At 43.7% G+C, this 26,593-nt stretch carries 21 protein-coding genes and 1 pseudogene; 10 read left to right on the forward strand and 12 right to left on the reverse strand.

What is annotated here, in order from left to right; all coding sequences use genetic code 11:
• Positions 1-5: 5 nt before the first annotated feature.
• The 5 genes and pseudogenes from QUE24_RS01180 to QUE24_RS01200 all read right to left on the reverse strand — a co-directional run bounded on the left by QUE24_RS01180 (position 6) and on the right by QUE24_RS01200 (position 4,418).
• Positions 6-1,630: pseudogene (locus tag QUE24_RS01180) on the reverse strand (diguanylate cyclase domain-containing protein).
• On the reverse strand, positions 1,620-2,042 hold the full coding sequence (locus tag QUE24_RS01185) for a substrate-binding domain-containing protein (RefSeq protein ID WP_286304880.1): 423 nt from the start codon (positions 2,040-2,042) through the stop codon (positions 1,620-1,622). The pseudogene QUE24_RS01180 and the gene QUE24_RS01185 overlap by 11 nt, the downstream one beginning before the upstream one ends.
• Entirely contained in the window at positions 2,042-2,896 is an 855-nt protein-coding gene (locus tag QUE24_RS01190; RefSeq protein ID WP_286304881.1) for a hypothetical protein, read from the reverse strand. Before QUE24_RS01190 ends, QUE24_RS01185 begins: the two co-directional genes overlap by 1 nt.
• A 29-nt stretch (positions 2,897-2,925) precedes the next feature.
• Positions 2,926-3,285: a hypothetical protein gene (locus tag QUE24_RS01195; RefSeq protein WP_286304882.1), complete on the reverse strand. Its 360-nt coding sequence runs from the start codon at positions 3,283-3,285 to the stop codon at positions 2,926-2,928.
• Between the two features lie 629 nt (positions 3,286-3,914).
• Positions 3,915-4,418, reverse strand: coding sequence for a methylated-DNA--[protein]-cysteine S-methyltransferase (locus QUE24_RS01200; protein WP_286304883.1), 504 nt, complete (start codon positions 4,416-4,418; stop codon positions 3,915-3,917).
• Between the two features lie 107 nt (positions 4,419-4,525).
• Here QUE24_RS01200 and QUE24_RS01205 point away from each other — a divergent pair, with 107 nt between their 5' ends.
• The 4 genes from QUE24_RS01205 (at position 4,526) to QUE24_RS01220 (ending at position 11,209) form a co-directional block, all read left to right on the forward strand.
• Positions 4,526-4,930, forward strand: coding sequence for a hypothetical protein (locus tag QUE24_RS01205; RefSeq protein WP_286304884.1), 405 nt, complete (start codon positions 4,526-4,528; stop codon positions 4,928-4,930).
• A gap of 442 nt (positions 4,931-5,372) precedes the next feature.
• The gene (locus QUE24_RS01210) at positions 5,373-6,701 is read left to right on the forward strand and encodes a TolC family protein (protein ID WP_286304885.1); all 1,329 of its coding nucleotides are present in this window, start codon (positions 5,373-5,375) and stop codon (positions 6,699-6,701) included.
• A complete protein-coding gene (locus QUE24_RS01215; RefSeq protein WP_286304886.1) occupies positions 6,694-8,076 on the forward strand; it encodes an efflux RND transporter periplasmic adaptor subunit in 1,383 nt (460 codons plus the stop codon). Before QUE24_RS01210 ends, QUE24_RS01215 begins: the two co-directional genes overlap by 8 nt.
• On the forward strand, positions 8,069-11,209 hold the full coding sequence (locus QUE24_RS01220) for an efflux RND transporter permease subunit (RefSeq protein ID WP_286304887.1): 3,141 nt from the start codon (positions 8,069-8,071) through the stop codon (positions 11,207-11,209). The genes QUE24_RS01215 and QUE24_RS01220 overlap by 8 nt, the downstream gene beginning before the upstream one ends.
• 20 nt (positions 11,210-11,229) lie before the next feature.
• Here the strand turns inward: QUE24_RS01220 and QUE24_RS01225 are convergent, their stop codons facing one another.
• Positions 11,230-11,625 carry a MerR family transcriptional regulator gene (locus tag QUE24_RS01225; protein WP_286304888.1) on the reverse strand — a complete coding sequence of 132 codons (396 nt, stop codon included), beginning with the start codon at positions 11,623-11,625 and terminating at the stop codon, positions 11,230-11,232.
• Positions 11,626-11,760: 135 nt separating this feature from the next.
• On the opposite strand from QUE24_RS01225, the gene QUE24_RS01230 reads away from it, so the two are divergent.
• The 5 genes from QUE24_RS01230 (at position 11,761) to rlmF (ending at position 16,691) form a co-directional block, all read left to right on the forward strand.
• Positions 11,761-12,357, forward strand: a complete 597-nt coding sequence (locus tag QUE24_RS01230) for a heavy metal-binding domain-containing protein (protein WP_286304889.1) — start codon at positions 11,761-11,763, stop codon at positions 12,355-12,357.
• Positions 12,254-13,537 (forward strand): heavy metal translocating P-type ATPase, encoded by a 1,284-nt coding sequence (locus QUE24_RS01235; protein ID WP_286304890.1) that lies wholly within the window; start codon positions 12,254-12,256, stop codon positions 13,535-13,537. The genes QUE24_RS01230 and QUE24_RS01235 overlap by 104 nt, the downstream gene beginning before the upstream one ends.
• Positions 13,516-14,214, forward strand: coding sequence for an HAD-IC family P-type ATPase (locus QUE24_RS01240; protein ID WP_350226596.1), 699 nt, complete (start codon positions 13,516-13,518; stop codon positions 14,212-14,214). Before QUE24_RS01235 ends, QUE24_RS01240 begins: the two co-directional genes overlap by 22 nt.
• A gap of 177 nt (positions 14,215-14,391) precedes the next feature.
• Positions 14,392-15,663 (forward strand): O-acetylhomoserine aminocarboxypropyltransferase/cysteine synthase family protein, encoded by a 1,272-nt coding sequence (locus QUE24_RS01245; protein ID WP_286304891.1) that lies wholly within the window; start codon positions 14,392-14,394, stop codon positions 15,661-15,663.
• Positions 15,664-15,935: 272 nt separating this feature from the next.
• Positions 15,936-16,691 carry a 23S rRNA (adenine(1618)-N(6))-methyltransferase RlmF gene (gene rlmF / locus QUE24_RS01250; RefSeq protein ID WP_286306147.1) on the forward strand — a complete coding sequence of 252 codons (756 nt, stop codon included), beginning with the start codon at positions 15,936-15,938 and terminating at the stop codon, positions 16,689-16,691.
• A gap of 15 nt (positions 16,692-16,706) precedes the next feature.
• On the opposite strand, the gene QUE24_RS01255 is transcribed toward rlmF, so the two are convergent.
• Both QUE24_RS01255 and QUE24_RS01260 read right to left on the reverse strand, forming a co-directional pair.
• Entirely contained in the window at positions 16,707-17,588 is an 882-nt protein-coding gene (locus QUE24_RS01255; protein WP_286304892.1) for a diguanylate cyclase, read from the reverse strand.
• A 97-nt stretch (positions 17,589-17,685) separates the two neighbouring features.
• On the reverse strand, positions 17,686-18,864 hold the full coding sequence (locus QUE24_RS01260; RefSeq protein ID WP_286304893.1) for a pyridoxal phosphate-dependent aminotransferase: 1,179 nt from the start codon (positions 18,862-18,864) through the stop codon (positions 17,686-17,688).
• Between the two features lie 332 nt (positions 18,865-19,196).
• Between QUE24_RS01260 and dksA the strand changes: the two genes are divergently transcribed.
• The gene (gene dksA / locus QUE24_RS01265) at positions 19,197-19,619 is read left to right on the forward strand and encodes an RNA polymerase-binding protein DksA (RefSeq protein ID WP_286304894.1); all 423 of its coding nucleotides are present in this window, start codon (positions 19,197-19,199) and stop codon (positions 19,617-19,619) included.
• 110 nt (positions 19,620-19,729) lie between these two features.
• On the opposite strand, the gene QUE24_RS01270 is transcribed toward dksA, so the two are convergent.
• From QUE24_RS01270 to QUE24_RS01285, 4 genes are all read right to left on the reverse strand, one after another.
• Positions 19,730-22,345 carry a translocation/assembly module TamB domain-containing protein gene (locus QUE24_RS01270; protein WP_286304895.1) on the reverse strand — a complete coding sequence of 872 codons (2,616 nt, stop codon included), beginning with the start codon at positions 22,343-22,345 and terminating at the stop codon, positions 19,730-19,732.
• 50 nt (positions 22,346-22,395) lie between these two features.
• Positions 22,396-23,763 (reverse strand): AsmA family protein, encoded by a 1,368-nt coding sequence (locus tag QUE24_RS01275; protein WP_286304896.1) that lies wholly within the window; start codon positions 23,761-23,763, stop codon positions 22,396-22,398.
• 2 nt (positions 23,764-23,765) lie between these two features.
• Entirely contained in the window at positions 23,766-25,514 is a 1,749-nt protein-coding gene (locus tag QUE24_RS01280) for an autotransporter assembly complex protein TamA (protein ID WP_286304897.1), read from the reverse strand.
• 83 nt (positions 25,515-25,597) lie between these two features.
• Positions 25,598-26,518, reverse strand: coding sequence for a helix-turn-helix domain-containing protein (locus tag QUE24_RS01285; RefSeq protein ID WP_286304898.1), 921 nt, complete (start codon positions 26,516-26,518; stop codon positions 25,598-25,600).
• Positions 26,519-26,593 lie beyond the last annotated feature (75 nt).

Consider the following 26,593-nt stretch of genomic DNA (forward strand, 5'->3'; position numbering starts at 1 on the left):
GCATTTTAAAATCCAGTGATCACATTATCAGTATCAGCGGTCTTCAAACTGGGTTGTTTAAAATAGTTATAACCATTTTTGTGCTGTGACTTCACTTCATACATAGCCAGGTCAGCATATTTAAGCAGTGATTCCAAGTTGTCGGCATTGAATGGATAAAGCGCGATACCGATACTCGCACTAATATTGACCGTGTTATAGAGCTCACATTCAATTGGTTCACGTAAAATACTCAGCAGTTTTTCTGCGATACGACTCGCTTCCAATAGGTCTGTGGTTAATCTGGCAAAAATAACAAATTCATCGCCCCCCAACGTATCGCCACATCGTCAGCACGCACAGAACTCAATAATCGATTTGCGACTTCAATCAACACTTTGTCACCTGCTTCATGGCCAAACTGGTCATTAACGGGTTTAAAGCCATCCAAATCGATCATAAACAGGCCATAAGCAAAACGCTTAGTCTCAGCTAATGTAATGAGCTGTTCTATCTTATTTTCTCCAGCACCACGATTATAAAGATTGGTTAAAGCATCAACTTCAGCCTGCCCTTTGAGTTTTTCTTCACGATTCCGACGTTCAGAGATATCTTGTAAAACAATCTCAAATGACGACGCTTTATCATCATCAGTCATAAGTGAAATAAGACAATATAGCCATCGAGTCTCACCACTGTCCTCAATTTTTATATCAACGGCACGTGACTCACCTGTTAATAAAACCTCAGCAGCAGCCGACTCTAAACGACTTTTTTCCTCGTCAAAGACGGTGAAGAATGAAACGGGGTCTTGCTGAGAAATTTTTTCAAAACTTGGCTTACCAATAATATTTCTGAATGATGGGTTATGCAGTTTCATTTTGCCATCAATATCCACAATTGCGATGCCATGACTGGATTGCTCAAAGATATCTCTGAAACGGTTTTCGAGCTCTTCTACTTCCTGTCGTAGCGCTCTTTCAAGGTTGATATTATCTTCAACCGAGCTCAATAAGTGGTTGATATCATGAGTTAATAAACCAATTTCATCATATTTGTGTGATGGCGTAGGAACCAGGCGTTGGTCACTACCAATACGAATACTATGCAAACGCTTGGCTAGGCGTTTAATTTCTGTAATGAGCTGTCTGTTAAGTAAAAAAATGATTAAGGTAATTAAAATAAATGTCTGCACAGCGATGAGAGTCACATGATTCATAGCCGTTTTTTTAGCATCGAATTGAATTAAGTCAATATTTGGGGCAACCAATAACTTTCCGACCATTTCACCCGTAACAAAGGGTGAATCTAAATTAAACCGCAGAGTCTCAACGGACTCATCAGGCATAATGCCACGCGTTGATAATGTTTCCTGGGTGGATTTTAGTACCACGGCTTTCACTAAATCACTGGCAGCAATGCCGTCAACTACTTCTTTAGCCAATGTCAGATCATCCAGATAGGCAGCAATGGCAGCAGTTTGGGACACGGCATGAACCAGTTGCCTCAGTTGTTTTTGACTCTGGGCAAACTCTTTTGAATAGGTATAACTATAAAATACATAGCCAGTACATAAGGCCGACACCAGGCCAGCAAGCAACAGTATTAGGGCTAAACGTGTTGCGATACTGGTACGAAGCTTAGTCAACATAACCAAGAATTTTTAATTTATCGTTCACTTTATCTGCTTCAACATAGCCAATAGCATCCGTATCTGTCTCTAAGTAGTTAATCAACTCTTTATCACTGACTTCTCTGGGCAAGGTCGCTCGTCCAGAAAAAAGTAATCGGGCTCGGTATGAATTGATTTCGTTAAGTGTTTTATTAACAAGATTGAGATAAAACTGTTTTCTCGTAGACGAGTTAAGTTTCTGGTCAAGTAAAATAATGCGCTGTCCCGATGCATAGAATGTGGTTCTTCCCATGAAAATATCAATGATTTGTTGTTTTGATAATTCATTTAAAGGATTATTTTTATTGGCCACAACAACAAGATCATCGGCAGAAACCATGCTAGGCATCAATGATAAAAGCAGTATGAATGATACGAATAACGTCTTCATCAGAATATAAAATCCATGGTCAGACTAAACGTATTAAAACTGTGTTGCTTATCTATAGGGTTTTTCTGCTCGAAAATAAAATCGCCATATTTTTCAATCCAGGTTCTATCCCACTGCGCTTTTAATGACACTCTCTGTGACACATCCCAACGCGCACCAATACCAATACTTCCCTGATCGGTATACATAGCATTGCTCGCAGCCTGCGTAATAGCTTGTAGTTGCTGATAAGCGGGAATAAAGGCCGGCGCTGATGTTATCTTCTCTCTACTGCCAAGCGTTTTAAATTTACTGACGATAATATACGGTGTGATTGAACCGAAACGATGACCCACGCTGAGGTATCCGGAAGCATATTTATCTTGAACGCTGGTTTCCGCTTTCACTAAGCTGAGTTCACTTTGAATCAACCAGTTATCTTTGTCATAGCTAACGCCAGCGGCTAAATATTTAAGCCAGGTATCATTGATAGAAAATCCAGCCAGTGAAGCCGCTTCAGGCCAGCCAAATTCTGATGCTTGTATTAAAGCCTCATCAAGTGCCGCTACAGGATCTGCCTTATCATTAATCTTCGCTTGAGAATACAAAACACGAAATTGCCATGTCTGATTTTCCCAACCCAGGCTTACACCATAATTGGGCTCAAAGATAACCTCTTCTGAACCATCGCTAATGGCATAAGGGAAATGACTACGTCCTCCCCAGATAGAGGTGGTCAGCATTCCATCTGCTAGCCTTGAGTTATGTTTTAACTCAACACCATCATATTTATCACTGGCGATCTGGCCATAGAATTCAACTGGATGATGAGCCCATAAATTAGCAAACCCCACGTTCTTATATTCAGATGACATAAAAACGCCATTCGGCATGCGGCCAATATTCAGCTCAAAAGCATCATTGATATGGTAGGAAAAAAAGCTGACTCAATACTTCGGTTCAGGGAGTTTTCTGGTCGTTTTTCTAATAAGAACTGCGTCGTGAATGTCAGTTTATGGTTAAACGCATAGTCCAGCTGCATTCCCAAATTAGAAGCAGTCGTCCAATCAAACCCTTTATCGAAGCCTTCTTGTTCAATCGAATGTCGATAATAAATATCATCACTATCGTTATAGACAAGACCAAGTGAACCATAGCCGTTGATGTGAAAATTATCGATACCGGTATCAAATGCTGCTGCTTGAAATGGATATGTGATTATCCACAACAACAATAGATGTAAACGGTATCTGAGCTTGAACAACTTAATACTCTCACTTTCACGACTTAATTAACGAATTCCCATAAGAATTATATAGATATTTTCCTCAAATTTGTTATGCAAAACTCAATTTCAAGGTATAGCTGGTCATTACGCTAGTTACTCACAATTTCTGTGGAAAATAATGTGGATAACTTTCTAGTAAATCTGTAAGTGTTTCTTTTATGGCAACCTTTATGATGTGGTTAAATTTTAACCAACGAGAAAATCAGCCGAAAAATGTTGATATATCTAGGTTTATGAAACAGACATGATCAGTATTCCAGAAATAATCGTATTCTTTTTACTAACAATTTCAGTGGATAAGCATGTGCATAACTTTCTGGTAAATCTGTAAGTGACTCTTTTATGACAAGCTTTATGACTTGGTTATTTTTTAACCAATCCCATTTTCGCATAGCAAAGTCATCGTTGAAGATGGAAGATCAAAAAGAAGTAAACTCGATAAAAGAATCACTTATTCACCTTACTCACAATTCCAGTGGATAAGCATGTGGATAACTTTCTGGTAAATCTGTAAGTGTTTCTTTTATGACAAGCTTTAAGGAATGGTTAAAATTTAACCAGCACCTATTAAAAAGCTATCCTAAGAAACGCATTATTGAAGATGTTCAAACACTTAATAATGCTCTCTCACGCCCTAATAAAATCTGTTTACGTTCAATGCCCCAGCGATAGCCTGAAAGGTTTCCGTTTTTATTCACAATACGATGACAAGGAACCAGTAATGCCAGTGAATTCGCGGCACAAGCATTGGCAACGGCTCGCACTGACGAAGGCCGACCAAGCATCATTGCGAGCTCAGTATACGTTCTGGTTTGTCCAGCAGGTATTTGCAATAAGGTATTCCATACTGACTTTTGAAACGATGTACCTTCCATCTGAATGGGCAAATCTAGCTCGCCTGTTGGCGCTTCAATATAGTTTAAAATCTGGATTAAATAATCCGTTAATAAGGTATCGTTTTCCTGCTGTTTTGCATGTGGATATTTTTCCAGCAGGTGCTCAACTAACCTGTCTGGATCGTCAGCCAGTGCCACAAAACAGATACCATTGTCATTGCCAGCCACCAGAAGACAGCCGAGGCTGGAAATACCTAACTCATAAAACACCATGAACTTGTCCTCCCTATTGAATGTATTTTTCATATAACATATGAAGCTCTGAACTAAATCGTATTCATCATTGCCAGAGACATGATTGAATACTGAGGAGTGAACCATTGAAAATTTCTAGCTTATTGCTTTTTTTATGCATGTGCCCTGCTGTATTCGCTGGTAATTTGAACTATCAGTTTAGCGGAGATAGTTTACAAAAATTATATGCTGAGCTTCATTATTTACGTGAAGTAGGTATCGAAATTCATCAAAAATACGATGTGAAAAAAAACCCAGATCAGCTTCGCTTTTGTAAGGGTGAGTACGGATTTATTTCTACACGTGCAAAATCCACCATTGGTATTGCAAACCGTTTGACCAGTCCACACAAAGATGAATATATCGCCGCTGGCTGGAAAGCCTATGAATGCAGTCAGTGTAGTGGTAGTATCGAAGCATGTGATGCAGTGCCTCCAGTACTTGAAACCATAAAAGCAGAATTCAAAGAAAAACAAAACGCGACTGAATAAACTAGTGAAAACATTAACGACACATTTGCTACTGCTGTGCATGACACTGATGATGACTTTGTCATCATGGTCAGCGCACGCAGAAAAAGCAGAAATGCGTTCAGCTATGGCTCACTCTTCATCGCACTCTATTCAATCTTCTGATTCTGACCAACACTGCGCAGAAACGATATCCAAAGATTGCAAGCACTGTATGGATATGGATCACTGCCAATCCAATCATCATAGCTGTTTCAACACGGTAACTCTGCCATCAAAGAGCACTTTCTCCACTAATCAGCCTCTGTTAACTCTACTCACCTTGAGTCAGATTGAAGCGAAGCCGACAGATCAACACAACTCCCTGTTCAGGCCCCCTATAAGTTCATAACTCCCATCCCCTCATTTCCATGAGGCCTTAGCACATCTGTGCTTATATCATTATTAATGATTGGTGAAGCTTATGAACCGATGGAATAGTTCCATTACTGCGTGGCTGATTTTACTGCCACTGATTTCCCTTATACCAGCGGCTTATGCGGCTGAAGATACTTCATATAGTATCGAACAGACACAGGCTGTTTTGCCCTTAGATATCGCCATCACTGTGGCAGAGCAGTCCAACCCGGGGCTTGCCCAGCGTCAGGCCCGAGCTGAGGCGATGTCTGCTCTCCCCTCACAACTTGGCAGCCTGCCAGACCCAATGATCAGCATGGGCCTGGTTAACTTACCAACCGATAGCCTCAGTACCTCACAAGAAGCTATGACTCAGTGGCAATTAGGCATTAGTCAGGAGATTCCATTTCCCGGCAAGTTAGCACTGAAACAACAAGCGGCCACTGAACGAGCCAGTGCCAGCGCGTTTATGACGACAGAGTATAAACAGCAGCTAATTAAATCTATAACGAGCTACTGGTGGCAACTGTTTTATCTGGAAAAGACGTTGACGGTAATTTCCAGCAATAAAACGTTGCTTAAACAATTTATCGATATTGCTGAAACAAAATATCGTGTCGGACATGGTCTGCAGCAGGATGTGCTGCTGGCTCAACTGGAATTATCCAAACTCCTAAACCGTGAGATTGAGTTAAACAGTCAACGTGAACAGTTGGTTATCACACTCAATACCTTACTTAGCCGACCTACGCATACGCCCATTCAGCTTCCGGACTTTCAAGATATTGATACCACTCTCCCTGATATTAAATCTGCTGCAGAAATTCTCCATCTCGCGAAACAAAATAGGCCGTTTCTACAACAGCAAAAACACCTGATTGCTGCAGCAGCAGAAGATAAAGCCTTAGCTGAAAAAAACGTGCTACCTGATTTTAAAGTTTCGGCAGCTTATGGTCTCAGACAAGGCAATAATCTGGATGGCTCTGATCGTAGTGACATGCTGTCATTGCAAGTCGGAATTAACGTGCCGTTATTTGCCTACAAAAAACAAAAAATGGCCATTTCACAAAAAAACAGTGAATTAAAACAACAACAGTTCGCCTATCAGGATAGCTGGAATCAGGTTCAAGCAGAGATTGCTAATTACATGACGCAATATGAGCAGGCACGTCAGCAATATAGTTTATTAAATACAGGCATCTTGCCTCAGGCCCGACAAACTATAGCGTCAATGCTATCGGGTTATCAGGTGAATAAAGTCGACTTTCTTAACCTGGTAAGAGCACAAATCACACTTTATGACTATGAAACCCAGTTATGGCTTAGCGTAAAAACAGCAAAAACGGCATTAGCAAATCTGAAGGCCAGTGTAGGTAAGGACACTTTTTATGAATAAAACAACGTATATTTTTATCAGTTTAATCAGCGGCTTATTGATTGGTACTGGCGGTTTAATGACATATCAGCACTTGACCAGCCCACCAGCAGTGACAGCAGAAACCACGCAGAAACCGGCCAAACCGTTGTATTACCGTAATCCAATGAATCCGGAAGTCACGTCGCCAGTTCCTGCTAAAGACCATATGGGCATGGACTATATACCGGTTTACGAAGACGAGGCCTCTACACCAGAAAAAGCTGGTACGGTTAAAATTGATCCGGTCACCGAACAGAATATCGGTGTTCGTACCGCAACTGCCAAACTTTCCAGCTTATCGCACCTTATTCGTACAGTCGGTAAGGTGACCTATGATGAAGAGCGCATATCTAAACTTCACCCCAAAACAGAAGGCTGGGTTGAAAAGCTTTTTGTCGATAAAACAGGTACCAAGGTTGATAAAAACACGATGTTATTAAGTGTGTATTCGCCACAACTGGTCACCAGTTCACAGGAATACTTATTAGCGATTAGCAGTGCAAAAACCCTGGAAAACAGCCCCTTTGACGATATTCGCCACAGTGCAGAACAAATGGTTGTTTCAGCGCGGCAACGTCTGGCATTACTTGATGTGCCTGAGCATCAAATTCACGATATGGTGAAAACAGGCAATATCCCTAAAGCGCTGCATATCCATTCTCCGTTTAATGGCACAGTGATTAATATCGGCGCCCGTGAAGGCCAGTATGTCACACCCCAAACGGAGTTATATATGCTGGCCGATCTCAATAAAGTCTGGGTGATCGCACAGGTCTATGAGTCGGATCTGCCTTGGGTCAGTGAGAACGATACGGTTGACATGCAATTAACTGCCATTCCAGGAAAAACCTTTAAAGGCACGCTTTCTTATATCTACCCCTATGCTGAAGCTGCAACCAGAACCATTAAAGTGCGTATGGCATTTGATAATCCGGATTTGCTATTAAAACCGGACATGTTTGCAAATGTCACCATTCATACCAAAAATCAGCCTGAAGCCATTACGGTGCCGACTGAGGCCATAATTCGTTCAGGTGATAAAGAGCAGGTGTTTATTATGAGAGCAGCGGGTCAGTTTGAGCCGCGTAAGGTCACTACCGGATTAAGTGCCGATGGCAGGACGCAAATCCTAAACGGCGTGAATGTGGGTGATGAAGTGGTAACGTCTAGTCAGTTCTTGATTGATTCTGAGTCTAAACTTAATGAAACGACTGAGAAAATGCGTGCAATTGGCGCCCCTGCTTCTGAAGAAATGCACGATCATCAACAGAACATGATCGAACAGGAAATGTCAGCACCCGTGTCGTCTTCGTCAATGAACATGCCAGAGATGGAGCATCATCACCATGATTAAGTCCATTATTGATCTGGCATTACGTGAAAAGCTACTGGTTTTACTGGCAGCAAGTTTTCTAATCGTCGCCGGTGTCTGGAGTCTGAAAAATGTATCACTGGATGCCATTCCGGACCTATCTGATGTTCAGGTGATTGTATTCACACAGTATCCGGGCCAAGCACCACAAGTGGTTGAAGATCAAGTGACCTATCCCTTAACGACAGCTATGTTAGCTGTACCAAAAGCCAAGTCTGTACGGGGCTATTCCTTTTTTGGCCTATCGTTCGTTTACATTATTTTTGAAGACAATACCGATATGTATTGGGCACGGTCACGTGTGCTGGAATACCTGAATTATGTCAGTAACCGTCTCCCAGAAAATGTATCTCCAAGTCTCGGACCTGACGCTACCGGTGTTGGCTGGGTGTATGAATATGCCTTAGTTGATAAAAGCGGTCGTCATGATTTAGCACAATTGCGTTCCATACAAGACTGGTATTTACGTTATCCGCTGCAAACCGTGGATGGCGTGGCAGAAGTGGCTTCGATTGGCGGTTATGTCAAACAATATCAAATCGAAGTCGATCCCAATGCCCTGCTGAATTACCACATTCCATTATCCAAAGTGAAAACAGCCATTCAGCGTTCGAATAGTGATGTTGGCGGTAAATTAATTGAAATGGCAGAAACCGAATACATGGTGCGTGGATTGGGTTATATCCAATCACTTGATGATATTCGCTCAATTTCCGTCAGTGTGACTGAAGATGGCACGCCAATTCGTCTGGCAGATATCGCTAATATTCACTACGGCCCTGATTTACGCCGGGGACTCGCTGAGCTGAATGGCGAAGGTGAAGTCGCAGGCGGTATCGTCGTTATGCGTTATGGTGAAAATGCACTGAGTACCATTAATAACGTAAAAGAAAAACTTAAAGAACTGGAAAAAAGCCTGCCAGCAGGTGTGGAAATACTGCCCGTCTATGATCGCAGTGATCTGATTCATCGTGGTGTGAATAATCTTAAACACAAGCTGCTGGAAGAGTCGCTTATTGTCAGCTTGATTTGTATTATTTTCTTATTTCATGCACGTTCTGCACTGGTAGCAATTGCTACTTTACCCATTGGTATATTGATGGCATTTATCGTAATGCACTGGCAAGGGATTAATGCCAATATTATGTCGCTTGGCGGCATAGCTATTGCGATAGGTGCGATGATTGATGGTGCCATTGTGATGATTGAAAATGCACATAAACACCTGGAAAAAGCCGCAACTGAATTAGGCAGAAAGCTCTCTTCATCTGAACGCTGGCAAGCGATAGCGACTGCCTCTAAAGAAGTGGGACCGGCATTATTTTTCTCGCTTATGATTATCACCGTGTCCTTTCTGCCGGTGTTCACGCTGCAGGCGCAGGAAGGCCGTTTATTCAGTCCCTTAGCATTCACCAAAACGTATGCCATGGCAGCGGCAGCTATTCTGGCAATAAGTTTAGTACCTGTTTTAATGGGATTACTGATTCGCGGCAATATTCTTGCTGAAGCCAAAAACCCGTTGAATCGTTTATTACACGGTATTCATCGGCCTATTCTAAAATTTTGTATTCATTATCGTTTTCCCGTATTGCTTATCACCGTATTGCTGTTAGCTGTTAGTATCATTCCCATACAACGAACAGGTAGCGAGTTTATGCCACCACTCGATGAGGGTGACATTTTGTATATGCCAACCACCTATCCCGGACTCTCTATCTCTAAAGCACGGGAGTTAGTGCAGCAAACAGATAAGATTCTCCATACCTTTCCCGAAGTGGCTTCGGTGTTTGGTAAAGCTGGTCGCGCTGAAACAGCCACAGATCCGGCTCCGTTATCCATGTTCGAAACAACTATTCGTTTAAAACCGCGAGAGCAATGGCCAGACCCTAGTAAAACCACACGGCAACTGATGAATGAAATGGATGAAGCCATTCAGTTTCCAGGTCTGACCAATAGCTGGACAATGCCCATTAAAACAAGGCTGGATATGTTATCGACAGGCATCAAAACACCGGTCGGTGTAAAAATCAGTGGTCCCAGCTTAACCGAACTCAATACGTTAACGGCGCAAGTTGAACAACTGCTCAACACACTCCCTGAAACCTTGTCTGCATTTGGTGACAAAGCGACAGGTGGGTATTTTGTTGATATCAATATCAACAGAGATGAAATTGCGCGTTATGGCTTACATATTGGCGATGTACAAGATGTCATTCAGACAGCCATTGGTGGTATGAATGTCACCTATACGGTTGAAGGCCTGGAGCGATATCCCGTCAATTTGCGTTATCCACGGGATATGCGTGATAACTTAAATGAGCTTAAACGCACCCTGATATCCGCGCCAACGGGGGCTCAGATACCCTTATCGCAGCTGGCAGATTTGAGTCTCAAACGCGGTGCCCCAGTCATCAAGACAGAAAACTCACGGCCCAATGCCTGGGTCTATATTGATATAAAATCCGATGATATCGGCGGCTATGTAGAGAAAGCACGTCAATTGATTGATGAAAAGGTATCGCTGCCACCGGGTTATACCCTCAGTTGGTCAGGGCAGTTTGAGTATATGCAACGGGCAGCAGAGCGACTTAAATTAGTGATTCCTCTGACACTGTTACTTATCTTTTTATTGTTATACCTCAACTTCCGTAATATTCGGTCACCGCTTATCGTGATGCTGTCGATTCCGTTTGCCAGCATTGGCGGTTTATGGTTGCTCTATTGGCTTGGATTTAACTTCTCTGTTGCCGTTGCTGTCGGTTTTATTGCACTAGCTGGCGTTGCTGCTGAGATTGGTGTGTTAGTTCTAACCTTTATCGATCAGAAGATAGATGAAGTCAGGAAACAGAACCCACAACAACAACTCACCAAAGAGGCTATCTGGCAAGCTGTGTTTTCAGGCAGTGCAGAAAGAGTCCGTCCAGTTGCCATGACCGCTATCGCCATTACCGCTGGCCTGCTACCAATTTTGTGGAGTCATGGTACCGGCAGTGATGTGATGCAGCGCATTGCTGCGCCTATGGTAGGCGGGATGATTTCCGTTACCGTATTAGCCTTGTTTGTTTTACCGTTAATTTATGGTTTGGTTTTACAGTTTATTGAGCGTCGAAAATAGATGTGTAATGCAAATTTAAATCAGACATTAAATGCCGCCAGTATTGCACAGGGTTTGCTTTCCCCGCCTGCAGCGCAGTTACCCGCCAAGCGTTTTAAACTGTCACGTGCTTGCTGCATTTCAGCTATTTTGGCGTCCAGCTCTTGTAAACGTCGCATGGCTAGTTGATATGCGCGGTGATGATCTTGTGTCGAATCAAGCCCTATGAGCTCTTTAATCTCACGTAAAGTAAAGCCTGCTTCCTGTGCTTTACGTATAAATTTGAGACGACGCAAATCATGCTGCCCATATCGACGAATACCGCCAGTGCTATCAGGCGTATCAAGTAAGCCTTTGCGTTGATAATAACGGACGGTTTCCACCGTCACATCGACTTGTTTAGCGAACTGCCCGATGGTCCAACTGTCTTTTTTCATAAGGATATTGACTCTGTACTATGGTACGTACTCTATAGTCTAACCAAGCTCATAAGTTTAATCATCACCATTACTGTCAATTGGGTAGAAAACAGCAATACCCTATTGATAAAACAATTATTTCAGGAGAAGACAATGGCGACTGATCCCGTATGTGGTATGCAGGTTGATGAAACCTCTGCAAAATACCAAACCAGCTATAAGCATAAAAATTATGCGTTTTGCTCTCAACACTGCTTAAATAATTTTAAGGCGGATCCCGAGTTTTATCTTAATAAGCCTGAAACAGAGTCGGCGAAAAGTTGTTGCAGCGGCAAACATGATCATCAGCCTAGTTCAGATAAACACCAGCATACTCATGCCGATGCCAAAGGCGACTATATTTGCCCCATGTGTGAGGGTGTTCGAAACGATGGGCCTGGCAGTTGCCCGAAATGTGGTATGGCATTAGAACCTGAAACCCCCGTTTCAACTAACCAGAAAACCGAGTACACCTGCCCAATGCACCCGGAAGTCATACAGGATGAACCTGGTGACTGTCCGATTTGCGGTATGGCCTTGGAAGCTACCACCGTTGAAGTCGAGCCGGATAACAGCGAATACAAAGACATGTTAAAACGCTTCATTATTGGGGGTATTAACATTACCTGTGTTTTTAATTGCCATGTTACTGGAAATGGCCCCATCACTGTTTCCAGCAGAGAGCAGTATCCAACAATGGTATTGGGCTGAGTTTTTACTCGCCACACCTGTTGTATTCTGGGCTGGCTGGCCATTTCTGGTGCGTGCTGTGCAATCAGTGAAAACTGGCCACTTAAATATGTTCACCCTGATCGGACTTGGCGTGAGTGTCGCCTGGACATACAGCATCATTGCATTGCTCTTTCCTGGCGTATTTCCAGTCAGCATGCAACACGACGGTGTGGTAGCCGTTTACTTTGAAGCTGCCGCCGTCATTACGGTGTTAGTACTGTTGGGTCAAGTATTAGAATTGAGGGCTCGCAGCCAAACCAATACTGCCATCAAACTATTAATGGATTTGGCGCCAAAAACAGCACGAAAAGTCACCGACTGTGGCCATGAAAAAGATATCCCACTGGATCAAGTCAAAGTGGGTGACAAATTACGGATTCGTCCTGGTGAGAAAATTCCTGTTGATGGCTTGGTCATCGAAGGCGAAAGTCACATTGATGAATCCATGGTCACAGGCGAAGCCATGCCGGTGAATAAAAAAGTCGATGACAAACTGGTCGGTGGCACAGTCAACGGCACTGGTAGTTTGTTAATGCAGGCTGAAAAAGTGGGTAGTGACACCCTGCTCTCACAAATCGTGAAAATGGTCGCTGAAGCACAGCGTTCCCGGGCACCAATACAAAAACTGGTAGATAAAGTCGCAGGCTATTTTGTACCGACTGTGATTGCAGTGGCCATTATTACCTTTATTGTCTGGTTTGTAGTTGGGCCTGACCCAAAACTGGCACATGCTTTAATCAATGCTGTGGCAGTATTAATCATTGCCTGCCCTTGTGCTCTGGGTTTGGCGACGCCGATGTCAATTATGGTGGGCACCGGCCGTGGTGCAGCTCATGGTGTGTTGATTAAAAATGCAGAAGCCTTAGAGAGTATGGAAAAAATCGACACGCTGGTTGTCGATAAAACCGGCACCTTAACTCAAGGTAAACCTGAGCTTTCTGTTATCGAAGCCGTTGTTGGCTTTGAAAAAAATGCTTTATTGCAGTGGGCTGCCAGCCTGGAGCAACATAGCGAACATCCGCTGGCAACCGCATTAATTGCGGCAGCAAAAAACAAAATCTATCACTTGCTGAAGCCAAACAGTTTCAGTCACATACCGGTCAGGGAATCAGCGGCAGCGTTGATGGTAAATCTATTTTGTTTGGCAATAAAGCCTTGATGCAAGCCAATAAGGTTGATGTCAGTGGGCTTGAATCACGAGCAGAAGCATTACGTCAGCAAGGTGACAGCGTGATGTTACTGGCTGTAGACGGTCAAGCAGCTGGACTAGTTGCCGTCGCAGATCCGATTAAAGACACCACCAAAGCCGCTATTGATGCCTTGCATAAAGAAGGTATCCGTATTGTGATGCTGACCGGTGACAATCATGTCACAGCCAATGCTGTGGCAAAACAGCTGAACATTGATGAAGTGCATGCTGATGTGCAACCGGAACAGAAAAATCAGCATATTAAAGATTTGCAAAGTCAGGGACGTATTGTCGCAATGGCTGGTGATGGTATCAACGATGCGCCAGCACTGGCTCAGGCAAACATTGGTATAGCGATGGGCACAGGCACCGATGTCGCTGTTGAAAGTGCTGGTATGACCTTAGTAAAAGGTGATTTAACCGGTATTCATCAAGCGCTAAAACTCAGTCGGGCCACCATGAAAAATATCCGACAAAACCTATTCTTTGCTTTTGTCTATAACTCGCTGGGTGTGCCTGTGGCCGCCGGGATTTTATATCCATTTTTTGGATTATTGCTTTCGCCTATGGTGGCAGCCGCCGCGATGAGTCTCAGCTCAGTATCCGTTATTGGCAATGCTTTACGGTTACGCCGGTTAAAGTTATAAGCTTTTCAGAAGCTTAAACTTGTTCTTCTCTAAAGCAGAGTCATGGTCTTGTGGCTCTGCTTTTTATATCTCATGTGACCAATTACCCTCTCATCATGCGTACTCATGTTAATCTCTGCCATGTAGACAAGCTTAACCACAATAAAATGATATAACTCAGCGCTTATGGAGAGAATTATGCGATTAGAATCACTCGCCTTACATCACGGTTATGAATCTGAACCGACGACTAAATCAGCTGCCGTTCCTATCTACCAAACGACCTCATATACGTTTGACGATACTCAGCACGGCGCTGATTTATTTGACCTGAAAGTTCCGGGCAATATTTACACACGAATTATGAACCCAACCAATGACGTGCTGGAAAAACGTCTTGCCGAGATGGAAGGCGGTATTGCTGGTCTGGCCGTGGCATCCGGCATGTCAGCGATTACCTATGCTATCCAGGCGATTGCTGAAGCAGGTGACAATATTGTCAGTAGTACCCAGCTTTACGGTGGCAGCTACAATCTGTTTGCCCATACCTTCCCGCGACAAGGGATTACGGTGCGTATGGCCTCTTTTGACGATTACGACAAAATCGAAAGCCTGATTGACGAGAAAACCAAAGCCTTATTCTGTGAATCAATTGGTAACCCTGCCGGTAATATCGTTGATATACAGCGTTGGGCTGAGATTGCTCATCGTCATGGTGTACCGTTAATTGTCGATAATACAGTAGCCACACCTTATCTTTGCCGTGTTTTTGATCATGGTGCAGATATCGTCGTGCATTCATTAACGAAATACATCGGCGGTCATGGCACAACAGTTGGCGGCATGATTGTCGACTCAGGTCGTTTTGACTGGGTGGCGAATAAAGATCGTTTCCCGATGCTTAACGAACCTGATCCTTCTTACCATGGCGTGGTCTATACAGAAGCATTAGGGCCTGCCGCCTATATTGGTCGTTGTCGTGTCATTCCGCTGCGTAATACGGGTTCAGCCTTGTCTCCTCACAGTGCCTTTTTATTAATGCAGGGTCTTGAAACCTTGGGTTTAAGAATGGAACGTCACTGTGAGAATGCACTGAAAGTCGCTAATTATTTGCAACAACACCCTAAAGTGGAATGGGTCAATTACGCGGCTTTAGAAAACAGCCCCTATCATGCGGTCTGCCAGAAAATTACCAAAGGTCAGGCTTCCGGTATTCTCAGCTTTGGCATCACCGGAGGCAAAGAAGCAGGTGCCCGCTTTATTGATGCTTTGCAGATGATTTTACGTCTGGTCAATATTGGTGATGCAAAATCACTGGCCTGCCACCCTGCTACCACCACTCATCGTCAGTTAAACCCGGAAGAGCTGGCCACCGCAGGCGTATCAGAAGATTTAGTGCGGATTTCGGTCGGGATTGAACATATTGACGACATTATTGCTGATATCGCTCAGGCACTGGAAAAAGCATAAAAACAGCTTTATTTATCTCAACCTGATCTCACGGTCAGGTTGAGCATATTATTTTTTTATTGCCACTCGCCACACTTATAATGGCATCTCATTAAGTTGAGAGCGCTCTTCGTGCCATAACCAACGCCCATCAAAAAAATGACTAAACGCTCACCTAACAAAGGTTTACATCCTAGAAACCTTCATAATCACGGTTATGACTTTCTTGAATTGATAGCCAGCCATCCCCCTTAGACGCTTTTGTATTCACCAATGATTTTGATCATTTATCTATCGACTACAGTGATGCTGAGGCCGTCAAACAACTAAATGCCGCTCTGCTGGCACATCATTATCAAATCAAGGACTGGGCTATCCCCGATGGTGCCTTGTGCCCGCCGATTCCTGGACGCGTCGACTATATCCACTACATAGCTGATTTATTAGGTGTTACAGATCGCACTAGCGATATCCGAATGCTCGATATAGGTATTGGCGCCAATGGCATTTATTCTCTGTTAGCCAGTCGGTGTTATGGCTGGCAATGTGTGGGCAGTGATATCAATGAAACGTCACTCAACAATGTCGCCACCATACTCGATAACAACAAAACATTAGAAACACAGGTGACACTGCGTCATCAGCCAAATCCACATCACATATTTGAAGGCATCATTAAGCAAGGTGAGCGATTTGATGTGAGCGTGTGTAATCCGCCTTTTCATGCTTCTGCTGAAGCAGCATTAAAAACGCATCAACAAAAACAACATAATTTAAAGCTAAAAACCAATAAGCCTACATTGAATTTTGGCGGTTCAGCAGCCGAATTATGGTGCAATGGTGGTGAGAAATTGTTTCTCAAAAAGATGATTCGTGAGAGTCAGGCGTTTGCCGAGCAATGTCGTTGGTTTACCAGTCTGGTGTCAAAAATTGAGAACGTAAAACCCGCAACCAAGTTAATTCAAAAACTGGGCGCTACTGAGGTAAAACAAATTGATATGTATCAAGGTAACAAAATCACACGCATCCTCGCCTGGACGTTTCAGTAAAACGACCAACTGTAGCTAACGAACCTTCACTAAGTTGCCGCCAGCCGCTTTCGCCTCGTACATGGCTTCATCCACCTTGTTTATAGCATCGTCAACACTATAGGCGGGATCAAGGGATGTCACACCAATCGAGGCCGTGACTTGTAATGTATTACCTTCTTTATCGTAAATAATCTGCTGTTCTGCAACCATGCTGCGAATACGCTCTGCCACATGTTCGGCTTGTTCTAATGTGGTATTGGGCATGCAAATCAGGAATTCTTCGCCACCGTAGCGATAAAGCTGATCATAAGGTCTCAATACGTGCTGTAAACATGCGACCGTTTTAATCAATACCTCATCGCCGACTGAGTGCCCGTAGTTATCATTCACCTGTTTAAAGTGGTCAAGATCGAGCATAGCCAATGCGCTGGATTGTTGGCTTCGTTTTGCCAGAGCATGCTCTTTATTCAGTTCAGCCTGCATACCGGCTCGCGTCTGAGCCCCAGTTAAGGGATCCAGGTTCTGGTCCAAATCGGCGAACTCGTGACGTAATGCCTGGAACTGTGTCCGCATCTTTTCAAGCTCATCGTTAAACTCATCAAACAAGCTCACTGGAATCCCTTGATCAGACACGACAAGCTCAATCAGTTGCTTCGCTTTTCTGTGCATCTTTTCATGGGATATTTCCAGAGACACAAAGGTGGGATGTTCCTGAATCAGCTCGATATGTGAGGTGTACAACCACTCACCAAATTCACATGACTTATGTGCATCATTTTTGAGATCTTTTTCATCAGGTGCCACGCGGGACACTAACACTCGCAAAAGCCGTTGATACCATTGTTGATGACTGTCTATCGCTTTATCTATTTCATCAATAACAAAGCGTAATTGTTGGTGAATCACCGTTGTCATGCCTGCCCATCCGATTGGTAATGAATATAGAGCCGACGATGTCAGACTCTCATTTGACTATTCCATATTAGCGTTTGCTAAACAAGCCTTATTTGATTTATCCAGTCATGACACGTTTGATACGCTCAGCAGCTTCTACCAGCAATAACTCATCTCTTGTATAGGCAAAACGACAATGTGACACAGCTTGGTGATGGCCAAAATCCAAACCTGGTGTGATAGCGACACCGGCTTGACTTAGCAGGAACCGGGATAAAGCCATACTATCGGGTATCTGCTCATTCAGCAGTGTTGAACAATCTGCATAAAGATAAAAAGCACCTTGTGGCGTGACGGGTATGGAAAAGCCGATATCTTTCAATAATGGCAGCAAGGTATTTCGGCGGCGCTCAAAGGCTTGGCGACGTTGTTCTAATATCGCTAAGGTATTGGACTGAAACGCCGCCAGTGCGGCATATTGCGACATGGTCGTTGGTGCAAGAAACAGATTCTGGGCTAATTTGTCCATCACTTCGGTATAGCCTTCCGGCACCATTAACCAGCCCAAACGCCATCCCGTCATACCAAAGAATTTAGAAAAGCTGTTGACGACAAACACCTGATCACTCACCGATAAGGCCGTGGGCGCGTGAAAGCCATCATAGGTAAGGCCATGATAAATCTCATCAACGACTAGATGGCCTGATTTTCTCGCGACAGCAGCAGCTAACTCCTTGAGGTCTGGTTGGGTTAACACCGTGCCTGTTGGATTAGATGGTGAAGCGACTAAAGCCATCGCGGTATTATCATCCCAATATTGCTCAATATGCTGAGCGGTGAGTTGGTATTGGTTATTCGCATTAACCGGAATACTATTGACGCGTCCTTCAACAAATCTGGCAAAGTGTTTATTGCAGGGATAACCGGGATCCGCCAACAACACCTGCTTCTGTTTCTCGAGTAACGCTCCCATTACCAAAAGTAATGCGCCTGATGCGCCTGGTGTGACAATAATTCGCTCAGCATTGACCTTTACCTGATACTGCTGTTCATACCAGCCAGCAATTGCTTCTCTTAATTCAGGCAAACCACACGCTGGGGTGTAATGCGTCTTACCTTGCTTTAATGCATGCATGCCGGCTTCGATAATCGGTTGAGGTGTGTCAAAGTCGGGCTCACCCACTTCCATATGAATGATGTTCTGTCCTGCCGCTTCCAGCTGTTTAGCCTGAGACAAAATATCCATAACGTGGAAGGGAGAAATTGCGTTTGCGCGACTGGCGACTTTTTTGGTCATGCCGTATCCGTTTGAGTTTTAAGGTGAAATAATTGGCGGCTAGTTTAGCAAATTCAGCTGGTTTAACAGCAGCTATTGAAAAGGCTTGCCAATGCCCATACATAGGCGTACTAATCTACTGTTGAAAAAGATAGACAGGTGCGCGTTTCGGTGCCATGCTCTCTGGTTTTTAATCAGACTGATGTCGAGACGAAGAGAAAAAGTGATGGTTTTTTATTGTTAAATAATCAATTATCACCACACCCGTTCATCGACGTTAATTTTAATTTTGCACAAGCTGGGCGCTTCTGGTATAGATTCGCCCTTGGTTTTAGAAAGTATGAGGTTTCAAGATGGAAAACACTCAAGTCGACACTAAGATTACTCCTTACCAGGAGCAAGCAGGCGAAGAGTATATGAACGATGCTCAAGTTGAGCACTTTCGTCAGATTTTAGAAAACTGGAGAGCACAGCTTCGTGCTGAGGTCGACCGCACCGTTCATCACATGCAAGATGAAGCGGCCAACTTCCCCGATCCAAATGATCGCGCCACACAGGAAGAAGAATTCACACTTGAGTTACGCACACGTGACCGTGAACGTAAATTAATCAAGAAGATTGATGAGTCACTGGTGGACTTAGAAAAAGGTGACTACGGTTTCTGTGAGTCATGTGGTACTGAAATCGGTATTCGTCGTTTAGAAGCTCGACCAACAGCAACGCTATGCATCGATTGTAAAACTCTGGACGAAATCAGAGAAAAGAACCGCATCTGATTCGTCTGTTATAAGGCGTTGTTTCAAAGCATCAGGATTGATGCTTTAAGACCTCATACGCATAAAAAAGCCCCGATACCGGGGCTTTTTTGTATCGTCTGTTTCAACCTCTAATCATTAGATGGTTCATAGGTATAAAGTAAATCTACACCACTTTCAGTGCCCGATTCAGCTTTTAACGCCCAGATTTTACTTAGCTGATATCGAAGCTCCACACTACTGACTGAATCAAACACGCCAATCCCGTAGCTTAGATAGAGTTTTGGTGATAAGTATTTACCAATCGTCAGCGCTGCATTTTCTTTACTATCACCGGTAATAGCAAACTCATCCAGACCAAACGTGTTAGCAATATCGTCACCAATCATCGCCCCATTTTGTAGGCCAATACCTGTCGCCGCTGAGGCCAATAGCGCCGCATCGGTGGCGCTGGCTTGCTCAATCGGTTTGCCTAAAATCAAATAAGATAAAATATCATCCTGACTCATATCAGGATCAGAAAATAACGTTGCCTGAGGTGCACTCACATTACCTTCAATATACAGGCCTGCAGTCACCTCTTTTGTTTCTCGTACTGCTTTAATATCCAGCTCAGGATTATCAATAGGACCAGAAAAACGAATTTTGCCATTGTCGACTTTCAACAACTGTCCATAGGCAATATAGCTTCCGTCTTTAATCGTTATCTGGCCATTACCTAGCAAGACATCATTAGGGTTACCTGACACCTGCAAATTACCAGTCAAGCGTCCCTGAAATCCCATAGCTTTGATCTGAACTTTGTCACCAAGACTGACCGTGATATCCAACTGAGTTTGTGAGGAACTCGCCTGTTCCGTTTGGGTATCTGAAATGACCTTCACATCAGTACTGGGGCTCACTGATGAGTTAAACCGAGTCGGTTCAATCTGGGCGCGTGGAATCGATACTTTCCCTGTGACTTTGGTGGCTTCCGGAGTCACTGTAATCGTCATATCGGGCTCAGCAATAACCAGTGCTTCAGGTGTGTTCATCACTTCAAGCTGTGACCCTGATACATTTGCAGTCAGCGCCCAGCCCGAGTTCTGTAGCACATATTCACCTGTGACATTGAGCTGCCCTTCACCGGATTCAGCCATTAAGGTCATCTGAACCTTGTCAAGGTTACCGTTAATATCCGCTTGGATATTTTTCACAATAATTCCGGCATCCACCACGCTAACCTGTCCATTAGCCAACTTCGCTTTACCATCAATCTCTGGTTGCTCTATGGTTCCGCTAATACCGATATTGACATCCAGCTCGCCTTGCAAGCCTTCAATGGCCGGATGTGAAAATTGTAATGCTGACATATCCGCGATATGGGTAGTGATCTTACCTTTTAGTGCTGCCTGGTTTGGGTCGGCCATTAAAGCCTCTGCACTGGCTGTTGCTATGTCTGCATTGATGGCTGATACACCCTCTATTTGAGGTTCAATGTGCAGCTGTGCTGTGGTCTGAGTCTCATCTAACTGATACTCAATAAAGGTATTTTTCAGCGTAACGGCTTGCTTTTGTTGAAGGTCTGACTGATTAAGCTTAACAGAACCATTTTCTAGAGAAATTTTGCCTGCCCCCGTCATATTATTGTGCTTATCTGCTGCCAGGTTAAAGCGGCCTTTTAACTGTCCTTGCAGCTGCTCAAGTTCCACGGCTAGTGGCTCAAACAAAGTCAAAGGTAAATCCGCAAACTCGCCTGATACTTGCCACTGTTCTTGAGAATGTATTGCAGCCAAACAGAGATTTCCTTTTTCAGACTGCCAGCAGTGACGGGGAATATCTTGCTGTTGCGCACTGAGTTGAAGCTCACCTTTTTCTCTCAGTTGCCAAACACCCGCCTGTTCATTACCAAAACTGAATTGACTGAACTGTCCTGTCCATATTTCCTTGTTCAGCTGTCCGTCTACTGCTAAATCGAGATTGATCATGTTTGAGTCAACATTAAGCTGTATTTGGTGAGACTGTTGTTTTCCTTGCACAGCAAGCTCAATACGATTTATGAGTTGATCGGATAGCGTCAGTCCAGTAACAAGAATGCTGCTATTGGTATTGCCATTAGTTTGCAGACTGACATCAATATTGCCTGAGAGTGTCTCTATTTTTGTTGTTTCAAAAGCAAGGGCTTGGCCATCAATGTCAGCCAAAATACGTGGCTGTTCGACACTACCTGTTAACTCGCCTTCACCGCTCAGTTGTCCTTGCAAGCCAGGATACAGATCTTGTAGGTCAGGTGAGCTTAATGTCCAGTCAATATCTAGGATGCCATTTTGAAGCTGTCCATTTAAACTCAACTGTGAATCACCGGAGTTTGCTTTGAGAGTATCAATCCAGACATCTTCAGCTTGGGTGCGTAGTTTGGCTTCAATCGCCAGCGGTTTCTGTCTCAGTGTGCCAGATAATCTCAGCGACTCTAATTCGACGGCTAGTTGCTTATTTTTCTGGCTGACTTTTAACGGTACCTGACCGGATAAGTTACCTGGCCATTCTGGCACAATAATCCCAGGGTTGAGCTGTGTTAATGTCAGCTCACCATTCACTAAGGATTCACCCACCCAGGCTAACCGGCCTTGATATTCAACTTTACCCTGCCCCAACTCAACATATAATTGGCTTTGCTCAAACCCTATATCGGTTTGTCCATCACCTGAGGCTTTTACCTTCATGGCGACCTCATTTACCGATAAATCAGTTTCTGAGCGTAATGTCATGCTGCTGGTATTGCCTGCTAAACTTAATCGACCTTCCCTTATATCAATAGCTAATTCACTAAGCGAGTCAGGTATGGTGATATCACGCCAATGGGCCTCAAGATCATAAGTGATTGGGGTTGATGACCAGTCAATATGACCTGCCGTATCGATATTTCCCCCAGACCTTGCATCTCGAGTTGTTCGATTTCAAGCGATGAATCATTGCCTTCCAGCTTTGCCGTGATCGCGATGGGCTCATTCTGGTAACTTGTTACCGTATCCATTGTAGCTTGGTAATGCTTTAATGAACCGGTTAGCATGACTTCGCCTTGCTCACTTTTTATCAACATATCGTCGCCTTGTAATGGCCACTGAAGTTGTTGCCATACCGCCTTAAGATCAAAGGCTATATCAGGTGTATTAGTATTGACCTTGCCTGCGACGGTAATGATTTTGTCGTTATCAGGGGTCGCTGTAAGCTCGATATTCCAGTCAGCCATATCGTCAGTGTTAGCTTGAATAGCCAGATCAATAGCTGGCAATTCCGGCTGTTTCGCCGTCAATTGCAGCGAGCTCGTCATGCTAGACAGCGTGCCTTTAGCTTGAAGATTGACCTTGTTTAGTTCTAATGGCTGCTCAGGCACAAGTTGACTGACATCAACTACATCGGCAGAGACTGTTAATATCCAGTCCAACGAAGAGGTCAGGTCATTAACAACCAGTTTCTGCTCAGATTTAACGGGCTGCTGAACATGCTGAGTGAGTACCAGTTGTTGTTGATTGCCGCTTATATTGCCATCGATGATGACAGTTTCAGCTAAGACATCCGAGATTTGTGCCTGATACGCCAAATCGACCGCATGTTCTGCTGTTAAGCCTATACGCCCTTTCAACTCTAGCTGCCCATCTTCGCGTTCGATGTATAGTTTTTTGATAATGACATCATCTGCTATGGTTTCAAGCTCAAGCTGGACATCTTCCAACAACGTATTGCTTGCTTCAGTTTGAGCAACAGTGACATTTTTAACACTAAGCGTTTCCAGCTTAATGCTCAAAGGTAAATGGATATCCGGCAGTGTGAAGTCAGAACTAGACTGTTCCGTCTCCTGGCTTTGTTCTGATGTGCTCAAGATCAGACCATCCACAGCCACTTGTTGAATGAATAACTGGCGTTTTAATAAAGCTGATGGCTGCCATTGCAATACCACACTCTTAATCTGAACGGCGGTTCCCTGCTCTGGTTGATAACGAACATCAGATAAAGACAACTTGCCGAATAATTGGCCATTAGCTTCTTTTACATTCAGCGCCGGCACAAATGTTTGAACGATATTGAGTGATGCTTTCAGACCTGACTGAGTCGTCAAAAGCCACCCCATACTAAGAATGATGGCCACAAAAACAACAATAACACTGATAAGAATGGGCTTACGCATGTTTATAAATCCGGGCCAATAACGATGTGTAATGCAATGGGCTCATCCTTATCTGAGAGTCCCTTTGCTAAATCAACACGAATTAAACCGACAGGTGAACGCCAGCGAACACCAATACCAACGCTGTATTCAATTGGATCACTAAAACTATTAAAAGCGTTACCAAAATCAGAAAAGACAGCCCCGCCCCAGTCTTTAAGAAACATATGTTCGAGCTCCACACTACCTACCGCGAGATAACGTCCACCCACGACGTCACCATCAGAGTTTTCAGGCCCAAGAGATTGGTAGTCAAAACCGCGAATACTGTTATCTCCACCAGTAAAAAAGCGCAGCGAACTCGGCAGCCTGTCAAAGTCGCTGACCTCAGTCGCACCGACCGATCCTCGTGTAATAAAACGGCTATTCTCACCAAACGACTGAATGAACTTACCTCTGACGACGATCTGACCGAATGTAATATCTGATAATACGGCTTCTGATGCGCCAGACAGACTCAAAGATAAACGAGCCCCGTGTTTTGTGTAGATAGTATTGTCAGCCCAGGTTCTACTCCAAGACATGCCTGGAATAAGTAGTAGTGTCGATTCACTCTCATCAGAAATATCAAAATTTTCCTGTAATACTTTGAGAGAGCCTGTCTCGTCCCAACCCCACCTATCACGTTTGTAATAGCCACCAACAGCGAAGGATTCACTTTCACTAGTATCTGTATCTTGCTGTTTAAATTCAGTATTCACACCCACCGTATTAATGGTTTCACTCCAGAAAGGCATGACATAATCAGCACTGACTGTGTTGGTGACTTGTGATAATCGGGCATTCGCTTCGAGCCGGTGTCCTCGCTTGTTCACGTAACGGTTTTCCCAGCCAAGACTTAATCTTGCACCGGTGTCAGTACCGTATCCCAACCCCGCGGTATAAAGTTGTCGAGGTTTTTCTTCCAGGCTGATATCCATAGGCACTGAACCATCATCACGCTCAGCACGATTGGTTTTTACTGAAACAGAATCAAAATAACCACTGTCACTAAGATTCTTTCTTAGCGTTAATGCTTTTGTATTCAGATAGGGTTCACCTTCGGTATATGGGAGTAACTTTTCCAGTAATGGCTCACCAACTACCGTGTCTGGAAACAATGTTTGACCAAACCGGTATCGAACACCTGAATCATAATGAAGATACACATTTGCGATGTTTTTTGGCACATCGACCTCAACCTCTGATTGAGTCAATTTGCCTTCAAAATAACCTCGACTCATACCCAGCGTTAATATCGATTTTTTTGCAGCTTCGTATTTTTGGTGATTAAGCTGCTGGCCTGGCTCTATGGCAAACGACTTTTTGAGTTTTATAAATTCTGGATCCTCAGCAGCCTCTCCTATAAAAGATAGATCAACCAGAGATAGCTTAACTGGCTCACCAAGAGCAATGGTATAAATGGCTTGCCAGTTGTCTTTGTCATGATGTAATTCAGCGTTGATGTCTGGCTGGTAATAACCAAATACCGTAAGCATTGTGCGCAACTCTTCAATTGCTGAGGTATGCAGTTTTTCCAGATAACGTTGATTTAAACGATCACTGTCTTTTTGTTTTTCAATTGAAAGGCCATTGAGTAAGGTCTTACTCAAGGCTTCATCTACACCGTTGATTTTTACAGTTAATTTAATAGGATCAGAGAGCGATACTGAACTAAAAAATATCAGTATAAATATGAATAATAGTCTGTAAAGAGAGGCTATTGCAGGCAAAATAATCTCGGGTTGAAAGTAAGATAGACAGCTATTATGACAGCAGAATAATGACTTGCCGATGATAAATTGAGATAGGCGTTTTACTTTTTATTGATGAACTTCTGACGATAAACGCTTGGCGCACAGCCAAAAAAACCGGTAAAGCGACGACTAAAGTGACTTAAATCACTAAAACCAAAACTGTAACAAGCATCCGTCACACTTTTACCAGCCTGCATGGCTTCTGCTGCTGCTTTTAAACGAATTTGCTGCTGAAACTCACCCGGCGTACAACCCAATTGCTTTTTAAACTCTACATACAGTCTGCTTCGACTCATACAGGCCTTACGACATAACTGATCCACATCCAGAGGATGAGCAATATTCTGCTCCAAATAATGAATCGCTGCTGTCACACCTGTCGCATCGGGAGATTGCTGGCAATAACTTAATAGGACATCACGCCCTTGTTCCCTGAGTAGTCTAATCACCAGCTCAGTAACACTGAGATCCAACATAATCTCTTTATCTGGATCATTGCGAGTGTACAAAGCCACCATTTTTTCCAGCAAATGCTGAGTATCACCCGTGTGATGTTTATGAATGATTTTGGGCTGATATTCCCACTCGTGATTAGGGGCATCAAGCACAATGAGATCTCGCATACGCTCTGACAGTTTTTCAATTCTGTCTTTTGATATCTCTATGGTCAGACAGGTTGTGGGATCGGTTTCATTGGCATCCGGAAAATCAATTTCCACAAGTTCGCCTGGAGGAACAACATAAGACTCATGCGGCAAAAACAGTTCACCGTCATTCTTATGCGGGCTATGCATGACTTTTCGACCACTTACCATGCCACAGTAGAGCAATTGCTGCGCTTCCAGCCCAACTCGGCTTACGGCACGATAGGTATCGTAAATGCTCAGTTCTGACTCAGGGCCAGCAAACTGAACTTTATTTTCAGTCAAGAATTGTCGTTTTTCACGCCGTTTTACCAGCGAGAGTTTCTCAATTTTCATCCAGACATCTTATACCAAATTCGAAAATAATTTTGGAATGCTTCTGGACTCTCAGTCAAGTGATTGAGATTTTCA

This window comes from Methylophaga marina (genome assembly GCF_030296755.1).
Lineage (GTDB): Bacteria > Pseudomonadota > Gammaproteobacteria > Nitrosococcales > Methylophagaceae > Methylophaga > Methylophaga marina.

What these genes read in the sequence shown, in the direction of transcription:
- QUE24_RS01260 (WP_286304893.1), bottom strand. Translation starts at nt 18,864, where the DNA reads ATGACCAAAAAAGTCGCCAGTCGCGCAAACGCAATTTCTCCCTTCCAC.
- QUE24_RS01230 (WP_286304889.1), top strand. Translation starts at nt 11,761, where the DNA reads ATGGCGACTGATCCCGTATGTGGTATGCAGGTTGATGAAACCTCTGCA.
- QUE24_RS01270 (WP_286304895.1), bottom strand. Translation starts at nt 22,345, where the DNA reads ATGACATTACGCTCAGAAACTGATTTATCGGTAAATGAGGTCGCCATG.
- QUE24_RS01210 (WP_286304885.1), top strand. Translation starts at nt 5,373, where the DNA reads ATGAACCGATGGAATAGTTCCATTACTGCGTGGCTGATTTTACTGCCA.
- QUE24_RS01215 (WP_286304886.1), top strand. Translation starts at nt 6,694, where the DNA reads ATGAATAAAACAACGTATATTTTTATCAGTTTAATCAGCGGCTTATTG.
- QUE24_RS01200 (WP_286304883.1), bottom strand. Translation starts at nt 4,418, where the DNA reads ATGGTGTTTTATGAGTTAGGTATTTCCAGCCTCGGCTGTCTTCTGGTG.
- QUE24_RS01275 (WP_286304896.1), bottom strand. Translation starts at nt 23,763, where the DNA reads ATGCGTAAGCCCATTCTTATCAGTGTTATTGTTGTTTTTGTGGCCATC.
- QUE24_RS01190 (WP_286304881.1), bottom strand. Translation starts at nt 2,896, where the DNA reads ATGTCATCTGAATATAAGAACGTGGGGTTTGCTAATTTATGGGCTCAT.
- QUE24_RS01245 (WP_286304891.1), top strand. Translation starts at nt 14,392, where the DNA reads ATGCGATTAGAATCACTCGCCTTACATCACGGTTATGAATCTGAACCG.
- QUE24_RS01285 (WP_286304898.1), bottom strand. Translation starts at nt 26,518, where the DNA reads ATGAAAATTGAGAAACTCTCGCTGGTAAAACGGCGTGAAAAACGACAA.
- dksA (WP_286304894.1), top strand. Translation starts at nt 19,197, where the DNA reads ATGGAAAACACTCAAGTCGACACTAAGATTACTCCTTACCAGGAGCAA.
- QUE24_RS01255 (WP_286304892.1), bottom strand. Translation starts at nt 17,588, where the DNA reads ATGACAACGGTGATTCACCAACAATTACGCTTTGTTATTGATGAAATA.
- QUE24_RS01225 (WP_286304888.1), bottom strand. Translation starts at nt 11,625, where the DNA reads ATGAAAAAAGACAGTTGGACCATCGGGCAGTTCGCTAAACAAGTCGAT.
- QUE24_RS01220 (WP_286304887.1), top strand. Translation starts at nt 8,069, where the DNA reads ATGATTAAGTCCATTATTGATCTGGCATTACGTGAAAAGCTACTGGTT.
- QUE24_RS01185 (WP_286304880.1), bottom strand. Translation starts at nt 2,042, where the DNA reads ATGAAGACGTTATTCGTATCATTCATACTGCTTTTATCATTGATGCCT.